This is a genomic window from Klebsiella michiganensis (assembly GCF_015139575.1).
Taxonomy (GTDB): Bacteria; Pseudomonadota; Gammaproteobacteria; order Enterobacterales; family Enterobacteriaceae; genus Klebsiella; species Klebsiella michiganensis.
Genome location: NZ_AP022547.1, coordinates 2,679,611 through 2,693,636, shown reverse-complemented (window position 1 = coordinate 2,693,636; position 14,026 = coordinate 2,679,611). Strand labels below are relative to the sequence as shown.

Sequence of the window (14,026 nt, the reverse complement as noted above, 5' to 3'; positions counted from 1 at the left end):
CGCTTTTTTTGATCTAAATCAATTGCAACGGCGCATGAAAGCGCAATATATAAATAACCCAATATTTTAATTTAACGCCCAACGAAGCGCGTTAAATAATGGTCAGCGCAATAACCAAAATCGACAATTAATAATTAAAGAAAGTTTTGCAACTAAAGAAATCGAACGGTTAAGCGATGACCAAACCCTATTTTTAACTACTTGCAGATACTCATTATGAAAGAGAAAAAGACAACCATACCGCCTGCCGGTGCAGCAACAAATGCTGCTTATAAACGTCTGCTGATGATGGCGATGCCCATTATCGTTGCCGTCTTACTCTTATTCGTCCCGGTGCCCGACGGCCTTCCTCCTTACGCCTGGCACTACTTTGCCATTTTCGTCGGCGTGATCGTCGGTCTGATCTTCGAACCGCTGCCCGGCGCGGTCATCGGTATTACCGGCGTGGTGGTGATTGCGCTGTGCAGCCAGTGGCTGCTGTTCAGCCCTGAACAGCTGGCCGCGCCAGGGTTCAAGCTTGCCGGTGCCTCCTTTAAATGGGCGGTGAGCGGTTTCGGTAACTCCACCGTCTGGCTTATCTTCGGCGCCTTTATGTTTGCCGCCGGCTACGATAAGACCCAGTTTGGCCGCCGTCTGGCGCTTATTCTGGTGAAGTACCTCGGCCGCCGCAGCCTGACGCTGGGCTACGCCATCACCTTCGCCGACCTGCTGCTGGCGCCGTTTACCCCCTCCAACACCGCGCGCAGCGGGGGGACTATCTACCCGATTATCGCTAACCTGCCGCCGCTGTACGGCTCTAAGCCTAACGACCCGAGCGCGCGCCGTATCGGCTCCTACCTGATGTGGGTGGCCATTACCGCCGCCTGTATCACCAGCTCGATGTTTCTCTCCGCACTGGCGCCGAACCTGCTGGCGCTGGCGCTGGTGAAAAGCATCGTCGGCATTAATATCTCCTGGGGCACCTGGTTTATCGCCTTCCTGCCGCTGGGTATCCTGCTGATTCTGGCAATGCCGCTGCTGGCCTACTGGTTCTACCCGCCGGAAGTGAAAGTCAACGATGAAGTGCCGCTGTGGGCCGCCCGCGAGCTGGAAAAACTAGGCCGCCTGTCGCGCAATGAAATTCTGCTGCTGGTCTTCGTCTGCTTTGCGCTGATGATGTGGATCTTCGCCGCCGAATGGATTGAACCGGCGCTGGCCGCCCTGCTGGTTATCGTGCTGATGCTGTGGACCGGCGTACTTTCGTGGAACGATATCACCAGCAACAAAGCGGCGTGGAATACCTTTGCCTGGTTCGCGACCCTGGTGGCGCTGGCCGACGGCCTCTCCTCCACCGGTTTTATCGCCTGGCTGGGTAAAGAAGGCGGCGCGCTGATGAGCGGCATCTCCCCGGGCGTCGCGACCGTCGTCCTGCTGCTGGCGTTCTATCTGCTGCACTACTTGTTCGCCAGCACCACCGCGCACACCACCGCGCTGCTGCCGGCCATGCTGACTATCGCCTCCACCATTCCGGGGATGAATATGCAGGTGTTCGTACTGCTGATGGTGACCTCGCTCGGCGTGATGGGGATTATCACCCCCTACGGTACCGGCCCCAGCCCAATCTACTACGGCAGCGGCTATCTGCCGACCAAAGACTACTGGCGTCTCGGCACCATTTTCGGCGCCATCTTCCTGGCCGCCCTGCTGCTGATTGGCTATCCGTGGATGTCCATGATGTTCTGATTCATAACCGTCGGGCCGAACCCCGGCGGTTTTACTCTTAGGGAGCAAAGCAATGTCGACTAAACCATTTGTCTATCAGGAAGCCTTTCCGCTAGCAAAAGATAAGACTGAATACTATCTGCTGAGCAAAGAGCACGTGTCCGTGGCCGAATTTGAAGGCCAGGAGATCCTCAAAGTAGACCCTCAGGCCCTCACCCTTCTGGCACAGCAGGCCTTCCATGATGCGGCGTTTATGCTGCGCGTTTCCCACCAAAAACAGGTCGCGCAGATCCTTCTCGACCCTGAAGCCAGCGATAACGATAAGTACGTGGCGCTGCAGTTCCTGCGCAACTCTGAAATCGCGGCTAAAGGCGTGCTGCCCACCTGCCAGGATACCGGCACGGCGATTATTATGGGTAAGAAAGGCCAGCGCGTGTGGACCGGCGGCGGTGATGAAGCGGCCCTCGCCCGCGGCGTCTATAACACCTATACCGAGGATAACCTGCGCTATTCGCAGAACGCCGCGCTGGATATGTACAAAGAGGTCAATACCGGGACTAACCTGCCTGCGCAAATCGACCTCTACAGCGTCGACGGCGACGAATATAAATTTCTCTGTATGGCCAAAGGGGGCGGCTCGGCCAACAAAACCTATCTGTATCAGGAAACCAAAGCGTTAATCACTCCGGCGAAGCTGAAAAACTATCTCGTTGAGAAGATGCGCACGCTCGGTACCGCCGCCTGCCCGCCGTACCATATCGCCTTTGTGATTGGCGGTACCTCGGCAGAAGCGACGCTAAAAACGGTGAAGCTGGCCTCTACCCACTATTACGACGAACTGCCGACCGAAGGCAACGAACACGGCCAGGCCTTCCGCGATATTCAGCTGGAGCAGGAACTGCTGGTGGAGGCGCAAAACCTCGGTCTCGGCGCGCAGTTCGGCGGCAAATACTTCGCCCACGATATCCGCGTCATCCGCCTGCCGCGCCACGGCGCCTCCTGCCCGGTGGGCATGGGCGTCTCCTGTTCGGCGGATCGCAATATCAAAGCCAAAATCAACCGCCAGGGGATCTGGATTGAGAAACTGGAGAGCAACCCGGGTCAGTATATTCCCGAACATCTGCGCCAGCAGGGCGAAGGCAAGGTCGTCAGCATCGATCTTAATCAGCCGATGAGCGAGATTCTGGCCCAGCTTTCCGCCCATCCGGTCTCGACGCGTCTGACGCTCAACGGCACCATTATTGTGGCCCGCGATATCGCCCACGCGAAGCTGAAAGAGCTTATCGATAACGGTGAAGAACTGCCGCAGTACGTCAAAGATCATCCGATCTACTACGCCGGCCCGGCGAAAACCCCGGAAGGCTATGCGTCCGGCTCCCTTGGCCCCACCACCGCAGGCCGCATGGACTCTTACGTCGACCTGCTGCAATCCCACGGCGCAAGCATGGTGATGCTGGCCAAAGGCAACCGCAGCCAGCAGGTGACCGATGCCTGTCACAAACACGGCGGTTTTTACCTCGGCAGCATCGGCGGTCCGGCGGCGGTGCTGGCGCAGCAGAGCATCAAGAGCCTGGAGTGCGTGGCCTATCCTGAACTGGGGATGGAAGCCATCTGGAAAATCGAAGTGGAAAACTTCCCGGCGTTTATTCTGGTGGATGACAAAGGCAATGACTTCTTCCAGCAGATCCAGAATAAGCAGTGCGCAGGCTGTTCGCAGCAAAGAGGATGATATTACCCGCCCCTGGCGGCGGGTAACCGTCGAAGGCCGTCGCATGACGGCCTGAGATGAGCGACAAACCTGCCTGGCGGCTAAACGGCATCCATCTCTTCAAATACCTGCTGCGCCAGATGCATCGTGGCGTTGGCGGCGGGCAGGCCGCAGTAGAGCGCGGAGTGCATAATCAGCTCTTTCAGCTCATCGCGGGTGACGCCGTTATTAAACGCCGCGCGCAGATGCATTTTCAGCTCTGCTTCGCGGTTCAGCGCAATCAGCATGGCGATGGTGATCATGCTGCGGGTATGATGATCGAGCCCCGGCCGGGTCCAGGTCTCTCCCCAGGCGTAGCGGGTAATAAAATCCTGGAACTCTTCATTCAGCGGCGTCAGCTTTTCCAGCGTCTTATCGACGTGAGCATCGCCGAGCACCTTCCGCCGGACCTCCATTCCCCGCTGATACCGCTGTTTATCGTCCATGCTTTTCCCCCTGAACAAAACCCAGCAGCGCCGAGCTGAACGCCTGCGGCGCTTCGATATTCGATAAATGCGAAGCCGCCAGCACGACGACTTCAGAGACCGGGATCTGCTGATGCAGGAAGTTGGCGTCCGCCACCGTTGTGACAGGGTCACTTTCTCCGGCGACGATCAGCACCGGAATCGCGATCTGCGCGACCTCTCCACGCAGATCGGCGGCGGCCAGCGCTTCGCAGCAGGCCGCATAGCCTTCAGCATCGATATGGGTCAGCTGGTGACACAATGCTTCCACCACTTCCGGCGTCTTCTGGCGAAATGCGTGGGTAAACCAGCGGTCCGCGGCGCCTGCGGCGACCACTGCCATCCCTTCCTGACGCACCGTGCGGGCACGCGACAGCCAGCCGGCCTGGTCGCCAATACGCGCAGCGGTGTTGGCAACGACCAGCCCCTGAAAACGTTCAGGGGCAAAGCGCCCCAGCCACAGGCCGGTCAGGCCGCCCATTGAAATCCCGCAGAACCAGGCTTTAGCGATATTAAGATGATCGAGCAGCGCAATCACATCTTCGCCGAGCTGCGCCAGCGTCACTTTACCGTTTTTACGGGTGGCGCCATGGCCGTGGGTATCGTAGCGCAGCACGCGAAAATGCTGCGTTGACGACTCAAGCTGCGGCTGCCACATCGCCCGGGTAGTGCCCAGCGAGTTAGAGAGAACGATGACCGGCGCGTCTTGCGGCCCATCTATCTGATAATCAACATTCATAACGTTGCTCCTTATAGCGCGCCACAACCTGGCGCACGAAGAGTGCTGAGCTGCCGGTCGCCGTTGTCGGGTCCAGCAGTTGGGTTAAGCGGCTGGCGGAGAGATGCTCGCTCACCAGCGGATCGGTTTCCAGCACGCTTAACAGCGAACGTGACTCATCCAGCGCCTGGCGACACAGCGCCTCAACCCGGTGATGAGCCTCGGCTTTGCCGACAAACTCCGCCAGCGCCAGAGTGACGGCCTCGGCCATAATCAGGCCATGGGTGATATCGAGGTCGGCGCGCATCTTATGCGGGAAGACCTGCATGTCGCGGACCAGCGTTTCGCTCTGCGCCAGCGCGCCGCCGGCGAGGGTTATCAGCTCCGGCAGCGTTTCCCACTCCGCCTGCCAGCCGCCCAGCGCCCGCTCGTGCTGCTGGATCTGCCCGGCATAGAGCGTTGCCACCAGCCCGGGCGTACGCTGGGCGGCGGTCAAAATAGCGGCGCAGGAGATGGGATTGCGTTTGTGCGGCATGGTAGACGATCCGCCGCGTCCTTCGGCGACCGGTTCACCCACCTCTGCAACCTCGGTTTGCATCAGCAGAGAAAAATCATTGGCGAATTTACCCAGCGTGCCGCAGACGCCCGCGTACCATGCCCCCACCTCCAGCAGCCGGTCGCGCTGGCTGTGCCACGGCGCGTCCGGAAGCTGCAGGTCGAGAGTTTTCGCCAGCGCGCCGGCGATCCGCGGCGCCTGCGTTTTAAGGGAATCGAGGGTGCCCGCCGCGCCGCCAAACTGCAGCGCCAGCACCCTTGAGCGCATCTCTCGCAGACGCACCTGCCAGCGCAGCAGCGCATCCAGCGTCCCGGCCAGTTTCAGACCGAAGGTGACCGGCAGCGCATGCTGCATCCAGGTACGTCCGGGCATCACCGTATCCTGATAGCGCGCCGCCTGATGGGCTAACGCGTCGAGCAGTTGCTGCAGCAGGGAGTCCGTTTCCGCCAGCGCGCCGCGCAGTTGCAGGATAAAGCCGGTGTCGATAGCATCCTGGCTGGTCGCCCCCCAGTGTACGTAGCGCGCCGCCGCGTCATCCCGTTGTTTAACCCGCGCGGTCAGCTGTTTGACCAGCGGGATCGCCAGATTCCCGGCGCTGGCGGCGGCCTGCCCCAGCGCGGAGAAGTCGATGTTTTCGTACCGGCAACTCTCAATAATGGGATTAAGCGCCGCCTGCGGCACGAGGCCGCATTCGACCTGAGCGCGAGCCAGCGCGGCTTCAAAATCCAGCATCCCCTGTACCCGCTGCGCATCGCTGAACCAGGCGGTCAGCGGACTGGTGCGCATCATCGGGGTCAACAAACTCATTATGGCTCCTTAAACGCGTTCTATAATCAGCGCGATCCCCTGACCGACGCCGATACACATGGTGCACAGCGCATAGCGCCCGCCGGTACGGCGCAGCTGGTACGCCGCGGTCATTGCCAGACGGCCGCCGGAGGCGCCAAGCGGATGTCCGAGGGCTATCGCGCCGCCGTTAGGGTTGACGTGCGCCGCATCGTCGGGCAGACCCAGATCGCGCGTGACCGCCAGCGCCTGAGCGGCAAAGGCCTCATTCAGTTCAATGACGTCCATCTGCCCAAGCGTTAGCCCGGTTTGCGCCAGCACCTTACGTACCGCCGGCGCCGGGCCAAATCCCATAATACGCGGCGCCACCCCTGCCGTCGCGACGCCCACCACGCGGGCGAGCGGCTGTAAATCATTGGCGGCCAGCGCCTGCTCGCTGGCAAGCAGCAGCGCGCAGGCGCCGTCGTTGACTCCGGAAGCGTTACCTGCCGTCACCGTACCGTCGGCGTGCACCACGCCGCGCAGCCTGGCCAGCGCCTCCGCCGTGGTGCTGCGCGGGTGCTCATCGCGGCTAAAGAGTAGCGGTTCGCCCTTACGCTGCGGCACCGAGACGGCAATCAGCTCGTCGGCAAAGCGTCCGGCCTCCTGCGCCGCCGCCGTACGCAGCTGGCTACGCAGCGCAAACGCATCCTGGTCCTCCCGCGAAATGGCGAAATCGTCCGCCACGTTTTCCGCCGTTTCCGGCATCGAATCCACGCCGTACAGCGCTTTCATCTGCGGGTTAATGAAGCGCCAGCCGATGGTGGTATCTTCCATCCGCATCGTGCGGCTAAAGGCGCTTTCGGCCTTGCCCATCACAAAAGGCGCGCGCGACATGCTCTCCACGCCGCCGGCGATCATCAGCTGAGTTTCGCCGCTTTTAATCGCGCGCGCTGCGATACCGATCGCATCAAGGCTGGAACCGCACAGGCGGTTTACGGTACTGCCCGGTACGCATTCCGGCAGACCGGCCAGCAGCAGCGCCATGCGCGCGACGTTGCGGTTATCTTCCCCCGCCTGGTTAGCGCAGCCGTAAATCACATCGTCAATACGCGCCGGATCGAGTCCCGGGTTGCGCTCCAGCAGCGCTTTCAGCGGCAGCGCCGCCAGATCGTCGGCGCGCAGGGTGGCCAGGGTACCGCCAAAGCGGCCGAACGGCGTCCGCACCGCATCACAGATAAATGCCTGATTCATCATAGGTTCCTTACGCGCTTTCCGCCAGTTGTGCAAAAGTCAGCGCCACCGGCGTGATGCGCTGCAGTTCCTCAAAAGAGAGGCCGTTAAAGATTTCCCGCACCACCGGGCCGCTTTCGCTGATATCGATGACCGCCAGGTCGGTATAGATACGGCTGACGCAGCCGACGCCGGTCAGCGGATAGGTGCAGTGCTCTACCAGCTTGCACTCCCCGTCGCGGGTCAGGTGATCCATCATCACGAAGACCTGACGAGCGCCAATGGCCAGATCCATCGCTCCGCCGACGGCAGGAATGGCGTCGGGCGCGCCGGTGCTCCAGTTCGCCAGATCGCCGCTGGCGGAAACCTGGTAGGCGCCAAGCACGCAGATATCGAGGTGCCCGCCGCGCATCATGGCGAAGGAGTCGCCGTGGTGAAAGTAGCAGCCGCCGTTGAGCAGAGTCACATACTCTTTCCCGGCGTTAATCAGCTCCGGATCCTCTTCCCCCGGCAGCGGTTTCGGCCCCATCCCCAGCAGGCCGTTTTCGCTGTGCAGGAAGATTTCTTTATCGGCAGGAAGATAGTTGGCGATGCGGGTGGGCAAGCCGATCCCCAGATTGACGTAAGCGCCTTCGGGAATATCGCGGGCCACGCGCTGGGCCATCTCATCGCGAGTCAGTTTTTGCATTAAGAGTTCCTCAGGCGCTTTTAGCGGCAATCAGGTTTTCCAGGGAGTAGACGCGCTGCACAAAAATGCCCGGGGTAATGATGCTTTCCGGGTCGAGATCGCCCAAGGGCACCAGTTGCGAAACTTCTACAATGGTGGTTTTCGCGGCGGTCGCCATAATCGGGCCAAAATTGCGCGCCGCTTTGCGATAAACCAGGTTTCCCCAGCGGTCGCCCTGGTGGGCTTTGATCAACGCGAAGTCGGCCCTGATAGGGTATTCGAGCACGTAATGACGCCCGTCGATTTCGCGGGTCTCTTTCCCCTCCGCCAGCGGCGTACCGTAGCCGGTGGGGGTAAACACCGCGCCGAGGCCAGCGCCTGCCGCCTGGATCCGCGCCGCGAGGTTGCCCTGCGGTACCAGCTCCAGCTCAATTTTGCCGCGGCGATAAAGGTCATCGAAAATCTGCGAATCAACCTGACGTGGGAACGAACAGATCATTTTTCGCACCCGACCGGCCTTCAGCAGCGCCGCCAGGCCGACTTCGCCGTTGCCCGCATTGTTATTGATAATGGTTAAATCACGGGCCCCCTGTTCTATCAGAGCATCTATCAGGTACGTCGGCTGCCCGGCGGGGCCAAAACCGCCAATCATTATGGTCGCCCCGTCGTGGATCCCGGCGATGGCATCACGTAGCGTCGACACGCTTTTATCAATCATCAGGTCGCTCCTGTATGTGCGGTAATCGCACTTTTATTCGTTGTTCGCACAAAATGTGACCCGCTTAACGATGCTGGTCAAGGGCGATAATCGAAATATGGTGCGATAATCGAACATTGTGTATGTTTAACGAAAGAATGTGATCGACGGCAAATACGGAGAAGAAAATGGAGAAGCATCCAGATGATTTACTGACGGGCGATAGCGATCCGTTTAAGGGCGATCCGAACTTTATGGCTTCGCTGGCGCGCGGGCTGGAGGTGATCCAGGCGTTTACTCCGCAGCGCCCGCTGCTCTCAATTTCGCAGATCAGCCAAAAGACCGGTATTCCGCGCGCGGCGGTGCGCCGCTGCCTGTATACGCTGAGCAAACTGGGCTTTGTTTACGCCGAAGATGGTAAAAATTTCCAGCTGCGACCGAAAATTCTGGCGCTGGGCCACGCCTGGCTTGCCTCCACGCCGCTGGCGCGTTCGGCGCAGCCGGTGCTGAAGCATTTAAGCGAAATGCTCAATGAGTCCTGCTCCATCGCCACTCTCGACGGCGACGACATTCTTTATATCGCTCGCGCGTCGAGTTCGCGCATTATGACCATCGATCTCGACATCGGCAGCCGCCTGCCCGCCTGGGCGACCTCCATGGGACGCGTGCTGCTGAGCTATCAGCCGGAGGAGAAGCTGAACGATATGCTGGGCCGGGTCACGATGATTCGCTATACCCCGCAAACCGTTGATTCGGTTGCAAAGCTGCGTACCGAACTTAAGCGCGTGCACCAGCAGGGCTACGCGCTTAACGATCAGGAGCTCGAGATGGGGCTGCGCTCGCTGGCGGTGCCGCTCTTTAACCCTCAGGGGCAGATTCAGGCGGCGCTGAACGTCGGCGTACACGCCGGGCAGGTCTCCACGCACGAGATGCTGGAGCGGGTGTTACCCGAGCTACAGAAAGCAGCCCGGGAACTGACGCTGTTGATGCGCTAGCGGCTATGCTTGGCGTGGCGCTCCCAGTTTTCCTGCTTTGCCTCCGCCGATTTCCGCAGGGCCACGTAGCAGGCGCCGCTGCCGCCGTGGTGCGGTAACGCCGCGCAGAACGCCTGGACTTCCGGGAGTTCCACCAGCCAGCGCGCCAGGTAGCTGCGAATAATATTGGCGTGCGCGTTATCGTCGCGCCCTTTGCCATGCACGATCAGCACATTACGCAGCCCCTCTTTTTGCGCCTGGACCACAAAAGCAAACAGATTCTGTCGGCACTTCTCCACCGGCTGGCGCAGCAGATTGAGGCTTGCCTGCTGGCCGTATTTGCCGCGCCGGAGCTTCTCCAGGACGCCACTTTGCAGACCTTCCCGCTTAAACTCAAGGGCGGTTGCCAGCGGCACAATATCGAGATAGCCGGTGGTCAGAAAGTTATCCAGCTGCAGGGGATCAATCCGCTGCGCGGCGCGAGTATTGCGCGCGGGGTGCCAGTGAACGTCGTGATTATGTTTCAGAGGCTGAACGTCCTCCATGGCGCCAAGAAATAGGGATTTGTCGTCAAGGTTCATGCGCGCTCCTCCAGCTACTACCGGGTGGTTACTATAGCCGTCTCGCGGCGCCTCCTCAACGCGTTTAGCCACCTCTGCGCGATTATGGAAATAGTTGTCGGCTCTGACGACGAAACAGCGTGATTAATGACGCGGTTAAGGGCGTTTGCCGCGTATCGCGGCGCTGAATCAGAAAATAGGTGGCTTTGGGTAACGCTTCTCGAATGGGGATCATCACCAGCTTATCCGCCATCATCGGGTCGTTGCCAAGTTCGACCGGCAGAATGCTGAGAAAATCGCTTTTCACCACCAGGCTAATGCACGAAGAGAAGGTCTCACAAACGATATCCACCTTTGGCGCCAGTCCGGCCTGGTTAAACATCTCCTGCAGCTGTTTGAAGTAGCTACCGCGCGGCGTCGGCATCGTCCAGTGGTGATCGAGCAGCTCGGTAAGTGAAGTGACGTGTGCCGCCGGGTGACCGGCGCGGGCGAATACCGCGAAGGGTTTCTCAAATAGCTTCTCAAAGCTGAATTCATGATCGTAGGGGCCGGGATAGTAAGTATTGATGGTGAAATCCAGCTCACCCTGACGCAGTTCATTAATCATCGCCAGCAGCTGTCCTTCCATAATCCGCACCTTCACCAGCGGATGCTGCTGATGAAAGCGGCAAATAACCGAAGGCATCAGCGAACGCGCTACGCTGGCGCCAAGGCCGATATTAATCTGCCCGGCCTGCTCGCCCTGACGTTGCAGCAATTCATCCTGCGCCACCCGCAGCTCTTCCAGGATCAGGCTCGCATGTTGATAAAAACTTTCGCCATTTTCGGTCAACGCCACCCCCTGGCTACGGCGCACAAACAGCTGCGCGGAGAGCCCCTCTTCCAGCTCTTTAATCGCTTTGGTCAACGCCGGCTGCGAAATCGCCAACGCCCGGCTGGCGCCGCGAATACTTCCTTCGCGCGCGACCTCAACGAAGGCGCGAATGTGGTGAAATTTAATCTGAAATGACATGTTGTGAGTGATAACCAGTGTTTATCAGACAGAAGAAAATGACATCTACTGTAATCGATTGTGCTGTGGCAGGTTAAGGATGAGAGTGCATGAAAGTGATGGGTGATAAGTAAAGGCTATCACTTCGTGAACACCATCACAGTTTTTGCTTATAACGGGAAAGGTTATGCCGCAACTTTATGATTTCATCAACCAGCTGGCGCCAAAAATGACCGAATGGCGTCGCGATTTTCACCTGCATGCGGAATCCGGCTGGCTGGAGTTCCGCACCGCCAGCAAAGTGGCGGAAGTATTAGACGGTCTGGGTTATCAGCTGGCGCTGGGGCGCGACGTTATCGACGCCGATAGCCGTATGGGCCTGCCTGATGAAGAGACCCTGGCGCAGGCGTTCCAGCGCGCCCGCGCGCAGGGTGCGCCTGAACGCTGGCTACCGGCGTTTGAAGGCGGCTTCGCCGGAGTGGTGGCGACCCTCGATACCGGGCGGCCGGGGCCGACGCTGGCGTTTCGCGTCGACATGGATGCGCTCGATCTCAACGAGCAGCATGACGATAGTCACCGTCCGCATCGCGATCGTTTTGCCTCCTGCAACGACGGCATGATGCATGCCTGCGGCCACGACGGTCACACCGCAATCGGGCTGGGTCTGGCGCACGTTCTGAAGGAGTATGCCGCGCAGCTCAACGGGACGATGGTGCTGATTTTCCAGCCGGCGGAAGAAGGTACCCGCGGCGCGCGCGCCATGGTCGCGGCGGGTGTACTTGATGAGGTGGATTACTTTACCGCCATTCATATCGGTACCGGCGTCCCTGCCGGCACCGTCGTCTGCGGCGGCGATAACTTTATGGCCACCACCAAATTCGATGTGCAGTTCAGCGGCGTCGCCGCCCACGCTGGCGGTAAACCGGAAGATGGCCGTAACGCGCTACTGGCGGCGGCCCAGGCCGCCCTTGCCCTGCACGCCATCGCGCCGCACAGCGCCGGGGCGTCAAGGGTTAACGTCGGCGTCATGCAGGCCGGTACCGGGCGTAACGTGGTTCCCTCCTCCGCGCTATTAAAAGTCGAAACCCGTGGCGAAACCGATGCCATTAACCAGTACGTCTTTGAGCGGGCTAAACAGGCGATCGCCGGCGCGGCGACTATGTATGAAGCCAGTTACCAGTTGCAGCTGATGGGCGCGGCCACCTCCAGCGCCCCGTCGCCGGCGTGGGTGGACTATCTGCGCCAGCAGACGGCCCAGGTCCCCGGCGTTAAACAGGCTGTCGATCGTATCGCTGCCCCGGCGGGTTCCGAGGATGCCACTCTGATGATGGCCCGGGTCCAGGAGCGCGGCGGTCTCGCCTCATACATGATATTCGGCACGGAACTGAGCGCCGGTCACCACAATGAAAAATTCGATTTCGACGAGAACGTGATGACCCTGGCCGTCGAAACGTTAGCACGCGTCGCCCTGAACTTTCCCTGGCAGCGAGGTGTGTAATGGAACACGTTTATCAATTTGTCGATGACGTTATTGAGGGGCGGCGCAACGATTTTTGCGCCATTGCCGATGATATCTGGGACCATCCGGAAACCCGCTTTCAGGAATTCTGGTCGGCTGCGCGTTTGGCCGATGCGCTGGAAGCGGAAGGCTTTCAATTGACCCGCAATGCCGGCGGGATCCCCAACGCCTTTATCGCCAGCTTCGGCGCGGGCCAACCGGTGATTGCCCTCCTCGGCGAATTTGACGCCCTGGCGGGGCTCAGCCAGCAGGCCCACTGCGCGGAACCCGCGTCTTCGACGCCGGGAGAAAACGGCCACGGGTGCGGGCATAATCTGCTTGGTACGGCGGCGTTCGCCGCCGCGGTCGCCGCCAGGAACTGGCTGCAGCAACAGGGCGGCGCCGGCACGCTTCGCTTCTATGGCTGTCCCGGCGAGGAAGGCGGCTCGGGGAAAACCTTCATGGTCCGCGAGGGGTTATTCGATGACATCGATGCCGCTCTGACCTGGCATCCGGAAGCCTGGGCCGGGATGTTCAGCACCCGCACCCTTGCCAACATTCAGGCGGCGTGGCGGTTTACCGGCACCGCGGCGCACGCGGCAAACTCGCCGCATTTGGGCCGCAGCGCGCTGGATGCCGTGACGCTGATGACCACCGGCAGCAACTTCCTTAACGAACATATTATCGAAAAAGCGCGGGTGCACTACGCCATCACCGATACCGGCGGCGTCTCTCCCAACGTTGTTCAGGCGCAGGCGGAGGTGCTGTATCTCATTCGCGCGCCGGAAATGGCCGACGCGCAGCAAATCTTCGCCCGGATCGAGAAAATCGCCCAGGGCGCGGCGTTGATGACCGAGACCCGCGTCAGCTGTCGCTTCGAAAAAGCCTGTTCCAGCTATCTGCCCAACCGCACGCTGGAAGCGGCGATGTATCAGGCGGTTTGCCATTACGGCACGCCGCCCTGGAGCGCGGAAGAGCGCGCATTCGCCGCCGAAATTCGCGCAACCTTGAGCGCGAACGATATCAATAACAGCCTGAAAAACATTGCCGACACCGGCGGCGAGGACGGGAAAGCGTTCGCCCGCCGCCACCGCGAAACGCGCCTGATCGATGAAGTGGCGCCGTGGGCGGCAACGGACAACATCCTTGCGGGCTCTACCGACGTCGGCGACGTGAGCTGGAAGGCCCCCGTGGCCCAGTGCTTCAGCCCCTGTTTTGCCGTCGGGACGCCGCTGCACTCCTGGCAACTGGTGAGCCAGGGCAGAACCTCCATCGCCCACAAAGGGATGCTGCTGGCGGGGAAAGTGCTGGGCGCGACGGCCATTCGTCTGTTCAGCGACAGGGCGTTACTGACCGCCAGCCAGCAGGAACTGGCGCAGGTCTTAGCCGAAAGGCCCTACCGGTGCCCCATTCCACAGGAGGTCAAGCCGTCGATTTTAAAATAATAAAAGCCCC

At 60.2% G+C, this 14,026-nt stretch carries 13 protein-coding genes; 5 read left to right on the top strand and 8 right to left on the bottom strand.

The annotated features are described in order from the left end of the window. Window positions 1-216: 216 nt before the first annotated feature. Window positions 217-1,722 carry an anion permease gene (locus JLG71_RS12675; RefSeq protein ID WP_004851326.1) on the top strand — a complete coding sequence of 502 codons (1,506 nt, stop codon included), beginning with the start codon at window positions 217-219 and terminating at the stop codon, window positions 1,720-1,722. 52 nt (window positions 1,723-1,774) lie between these two features. Beyond that, the gene (fumA, locus tag JLG71_RS12670; RefSeq protein WP_025105803.1) at window positions 1,775-3,430 is read left to right on the top strand and encodes a class I fumarate hydratase FumA; all 1,656 of its coding nucleotides are present in this window, start codon (window positions 1,775-1,777) and stop codon (window positions 3,428-3,430) included. 80 nt (window positions 3,431-3,510) lie between these two features. Here fumA and pcaC read toward each other — a convergent pair whose 3' ends face one another. Genes pcaC through JLG71_RS12640 form a run of 6 tightly spaced genes read right to left on the bottom strand, consistent with a single transcriptional unit; the run spans window position 3,511 to window position 8,569 of the window. Next, window positions 3,511-3,894, bottom strand: a complete 384-nt coding sequence (gene pcaC / locus JLG71_RS12665) for a 4-carboxymuconolactone decarboxylase (RefSeq protein WP_046876593.1) — start codon at window positions 3,892-3,894, stop codon at window positions 3,511-3,513. Continuing rightward, complete coding sequence (gene pcaD / locus JLG71_RS12660; RefSeq protein ID WP_200914257.1) at window positions 3,884-4,651, bottom strand: 3-oxoadipate enol-lactonase; 768 nt, start codon at window positions 4,649-4,651, stop codon at window positions 3,884-3,886. The genes pcaC and pcaD overlap by 11 nt, the downstream gene beginning before the upstream one ends. Next, on the bottom strand, window positions 4,641-5,993 hold the full coding sequence (locus tag JLG71_RS12655; RefSeq protein ID WP_200914256.1) for a 3-carboxy-cis,cis-muconate cycloisomerase: 1,353 nt from the start codon (window positions 5,991-5,993) through the stop codon (window positions 4,641-4,643). Before JLG71_RS12655 ends, pcaD begins: the two co-directional genes overlap by 11 nt. A gap of 9 nt (window positions 5,994-6,002) precedes the next feature. Next, on the bottom strand, window positions 6,003-7,205 hold the full coding sequence (gene pcaF / locus JLG71_RS12650; RefSeq protein WP_064357297.1) for a 3-oxoadipyl-CoA thiolase: 1,203 nt from the start codon (window positions 7,203-7,205) through the stop codon (window positions 6,003-6,005). A gap of 10 nt (window positions 7,206-7,215) precedes the next feature. Then, on the bottom strand, window positions 7,216-7,872 hold the full coding sequence (locus JLG71_RS12645) for a 3-oxoacid CoA-transferase subunit B (protein WP_014229557.1): 657 nt from the start codon (window positions 7,870-7,872) through the stop codon (window positions 7,216-7,218). 10 nt (window positions 7,873-7,882) lie between these two features. Continuing rightward, window positions 7,883-8,569: a 3-oxoacid CoA-transferase subunit A gene (locus tag JLG71_RS12640; RefSeq protein ID WP_038424589.1), complete on the bottom strand. Its 687-nt coding sequence runs from the start codon at window positions 8,567-8,569 to the stop codon at window positions 7,883-7,885. Between the two features lie 167 nt (window positions 8,570-8,736). On the opposite strand from JLG71_RS12640, the gene JLG71_RS12635 reads away from it, so the two are divergent. Further along, a complete protein-coding gene (locus JLG71_RS12635) occupies window positions 8,737-9,543 on the top strand; it encodes an IclR family transcriptional regulator domain-containing protein (RefSeq protein ID WP_004851343.1) in 807 nt (268 codons plus the stop codon). Here the strand turns inward: JLG71_RS12635 and smrA are convergent. Next, window positions 9,540-10,103, bottom strand: a complete 564-nt coding sequence (gene smrA, locus JLG71_RS12630) for a DNA endonuclease SmrA (protein ID WP_004851345.1) — start codon at window positions 10,101-10,103, stop codon at window positions 9,540-9,542. The two genes, JLG71_RS12635 and smrA, sit on opposite strands and share 4 nt — an antisense overlap. A gap of 82 nt (window positions 10,104-10,185) precedes the next feature. After that, window positions 10,186-11,094, bottom strand: coding sequence for a LysR family transcriptional regulator (locus JLG71_RS12625; protein ID WP_014229560.1), 909 nt, complete (start codon window positions 11,092-11,094; stop codon window positions 10,186-10,188). A 166-nt stretch (window positions 11,095-11,260) separates the two neighbouring features. Here JLG71_RS12625 and JLG71_RS12620 point away from each other — a divergent pair, with 166 nt between their 5' ends. Beyond that, a complete protein-coding gene (locus JLG71_RS12620) occupies window positions 11,261-12,571 on the top strand; it encodes a M20 family metallo-hydrolase (RefSeq protein ID WP_047723727.1) in 1,311 nt (436 codons plus the stop codon). After that, window positions 12,571-14,016: a M20 family metallopeptidase gene (locus tag JLG71_RS12615; RefSeq protein ID WP_046876588.1), complete on the top strand. Its 1,446-nt coding sequence runs from the start codon at window positions 12,571-12,573 to the stop codon at window positions 14,014-14,016. The genes JLG71_RS12620 and JLG71_RS12615 overlap by 1 nt, the downstream gene beginning before the upstream one ends. Window positions 14,017-14,026: the final 10 nt, after the last annotated feature.

Coding starts and splice junctions, on each gene's coding strand:
- JLG71_RS12675 (WP_004851326.1), top strand. CDS start 217: ATGAAAGAGAAAAAGACAACCATACCGCCTGCCGGTGCAGCAACAAAT.
- fumA (WP_025105803.1), top strand. CDS start 1,775: ATGTCGACTAAACCATTTGTCTATCAGGAAGCCTTTCCGCTAGCAAAA.
- pcaC (WP_046876593.1), bottom strand. CDS start 3,894: ATGGACGATAAACAGCGGTATCAGCGGGGAATGGAGGTCCGGCGGAAG.
- pcaD (WP_200914257.1), bottom strand. CDS start 4,651: ATGAATGTTGATTATCAGATAGATGGGCCGCAAGACGCGCCGGTCATC.
- JLG71_RS12655 (WP_200914256.1), bottom strand. CDS start 5,993: ATGAGTTTGTTGACCCCGATGATGCGCACCAGTCCGCTGACCGCCTGG.
- pcaF (WP_064357297.1), bottom strand. CDS start 7,205: ATGAATCAGGCATTTATCTGTGATGCGGTGCGGACGCCGTTCGGCCGC.
- JLG71_RS12645 (WP_014229557.1), bottom strand. CDS start 7,872: ATGCAAAAACTGACTCGCGATGAGATGGCCCAGCGCGTGGCCCGCGAT.
- JLG71_RS12640 (WP_038424589.1), bottom strand. CDS start 8,569: ATGATTGATAAAAGCGTGTCGACGCTACGTGATGCCATCGCCGGGATC.
- JLG71_RS12635 (WP_004851343.1), top strand. CDS start 8,737: ATGGAGAAGCATCCAGATGATTTACTGACGGGCGATAGCGATCCGTTT.
- smrA (WP_004851345.1), bottom strand. CDS start 10,103: ATGAACCTTGACGACAAATCCCTATTTCTTGGCGCCATGGAGGACGTT.
- JLG71_RS12625 (WP_014229560.1), bottom strand. CDS start 11,094: ATGTCATTTCAGATTAAATTTCACCACATTCGCGCCTTCGTTGAGGTC.
- JLG71_RS12620 (WP_047723727.1), top strand. CDS start 11,261: ATGCCGCAACTTTATGATTTCATCAACCAGCTGGCGCCAAAAATGACC.
- JLG71_RS12615 (WP_046876588.1), top strand. CDS start 12,571: ATGGAACACGTTTATCAATTTGTCGATGACGTTATTGAGGGGCGGCGC.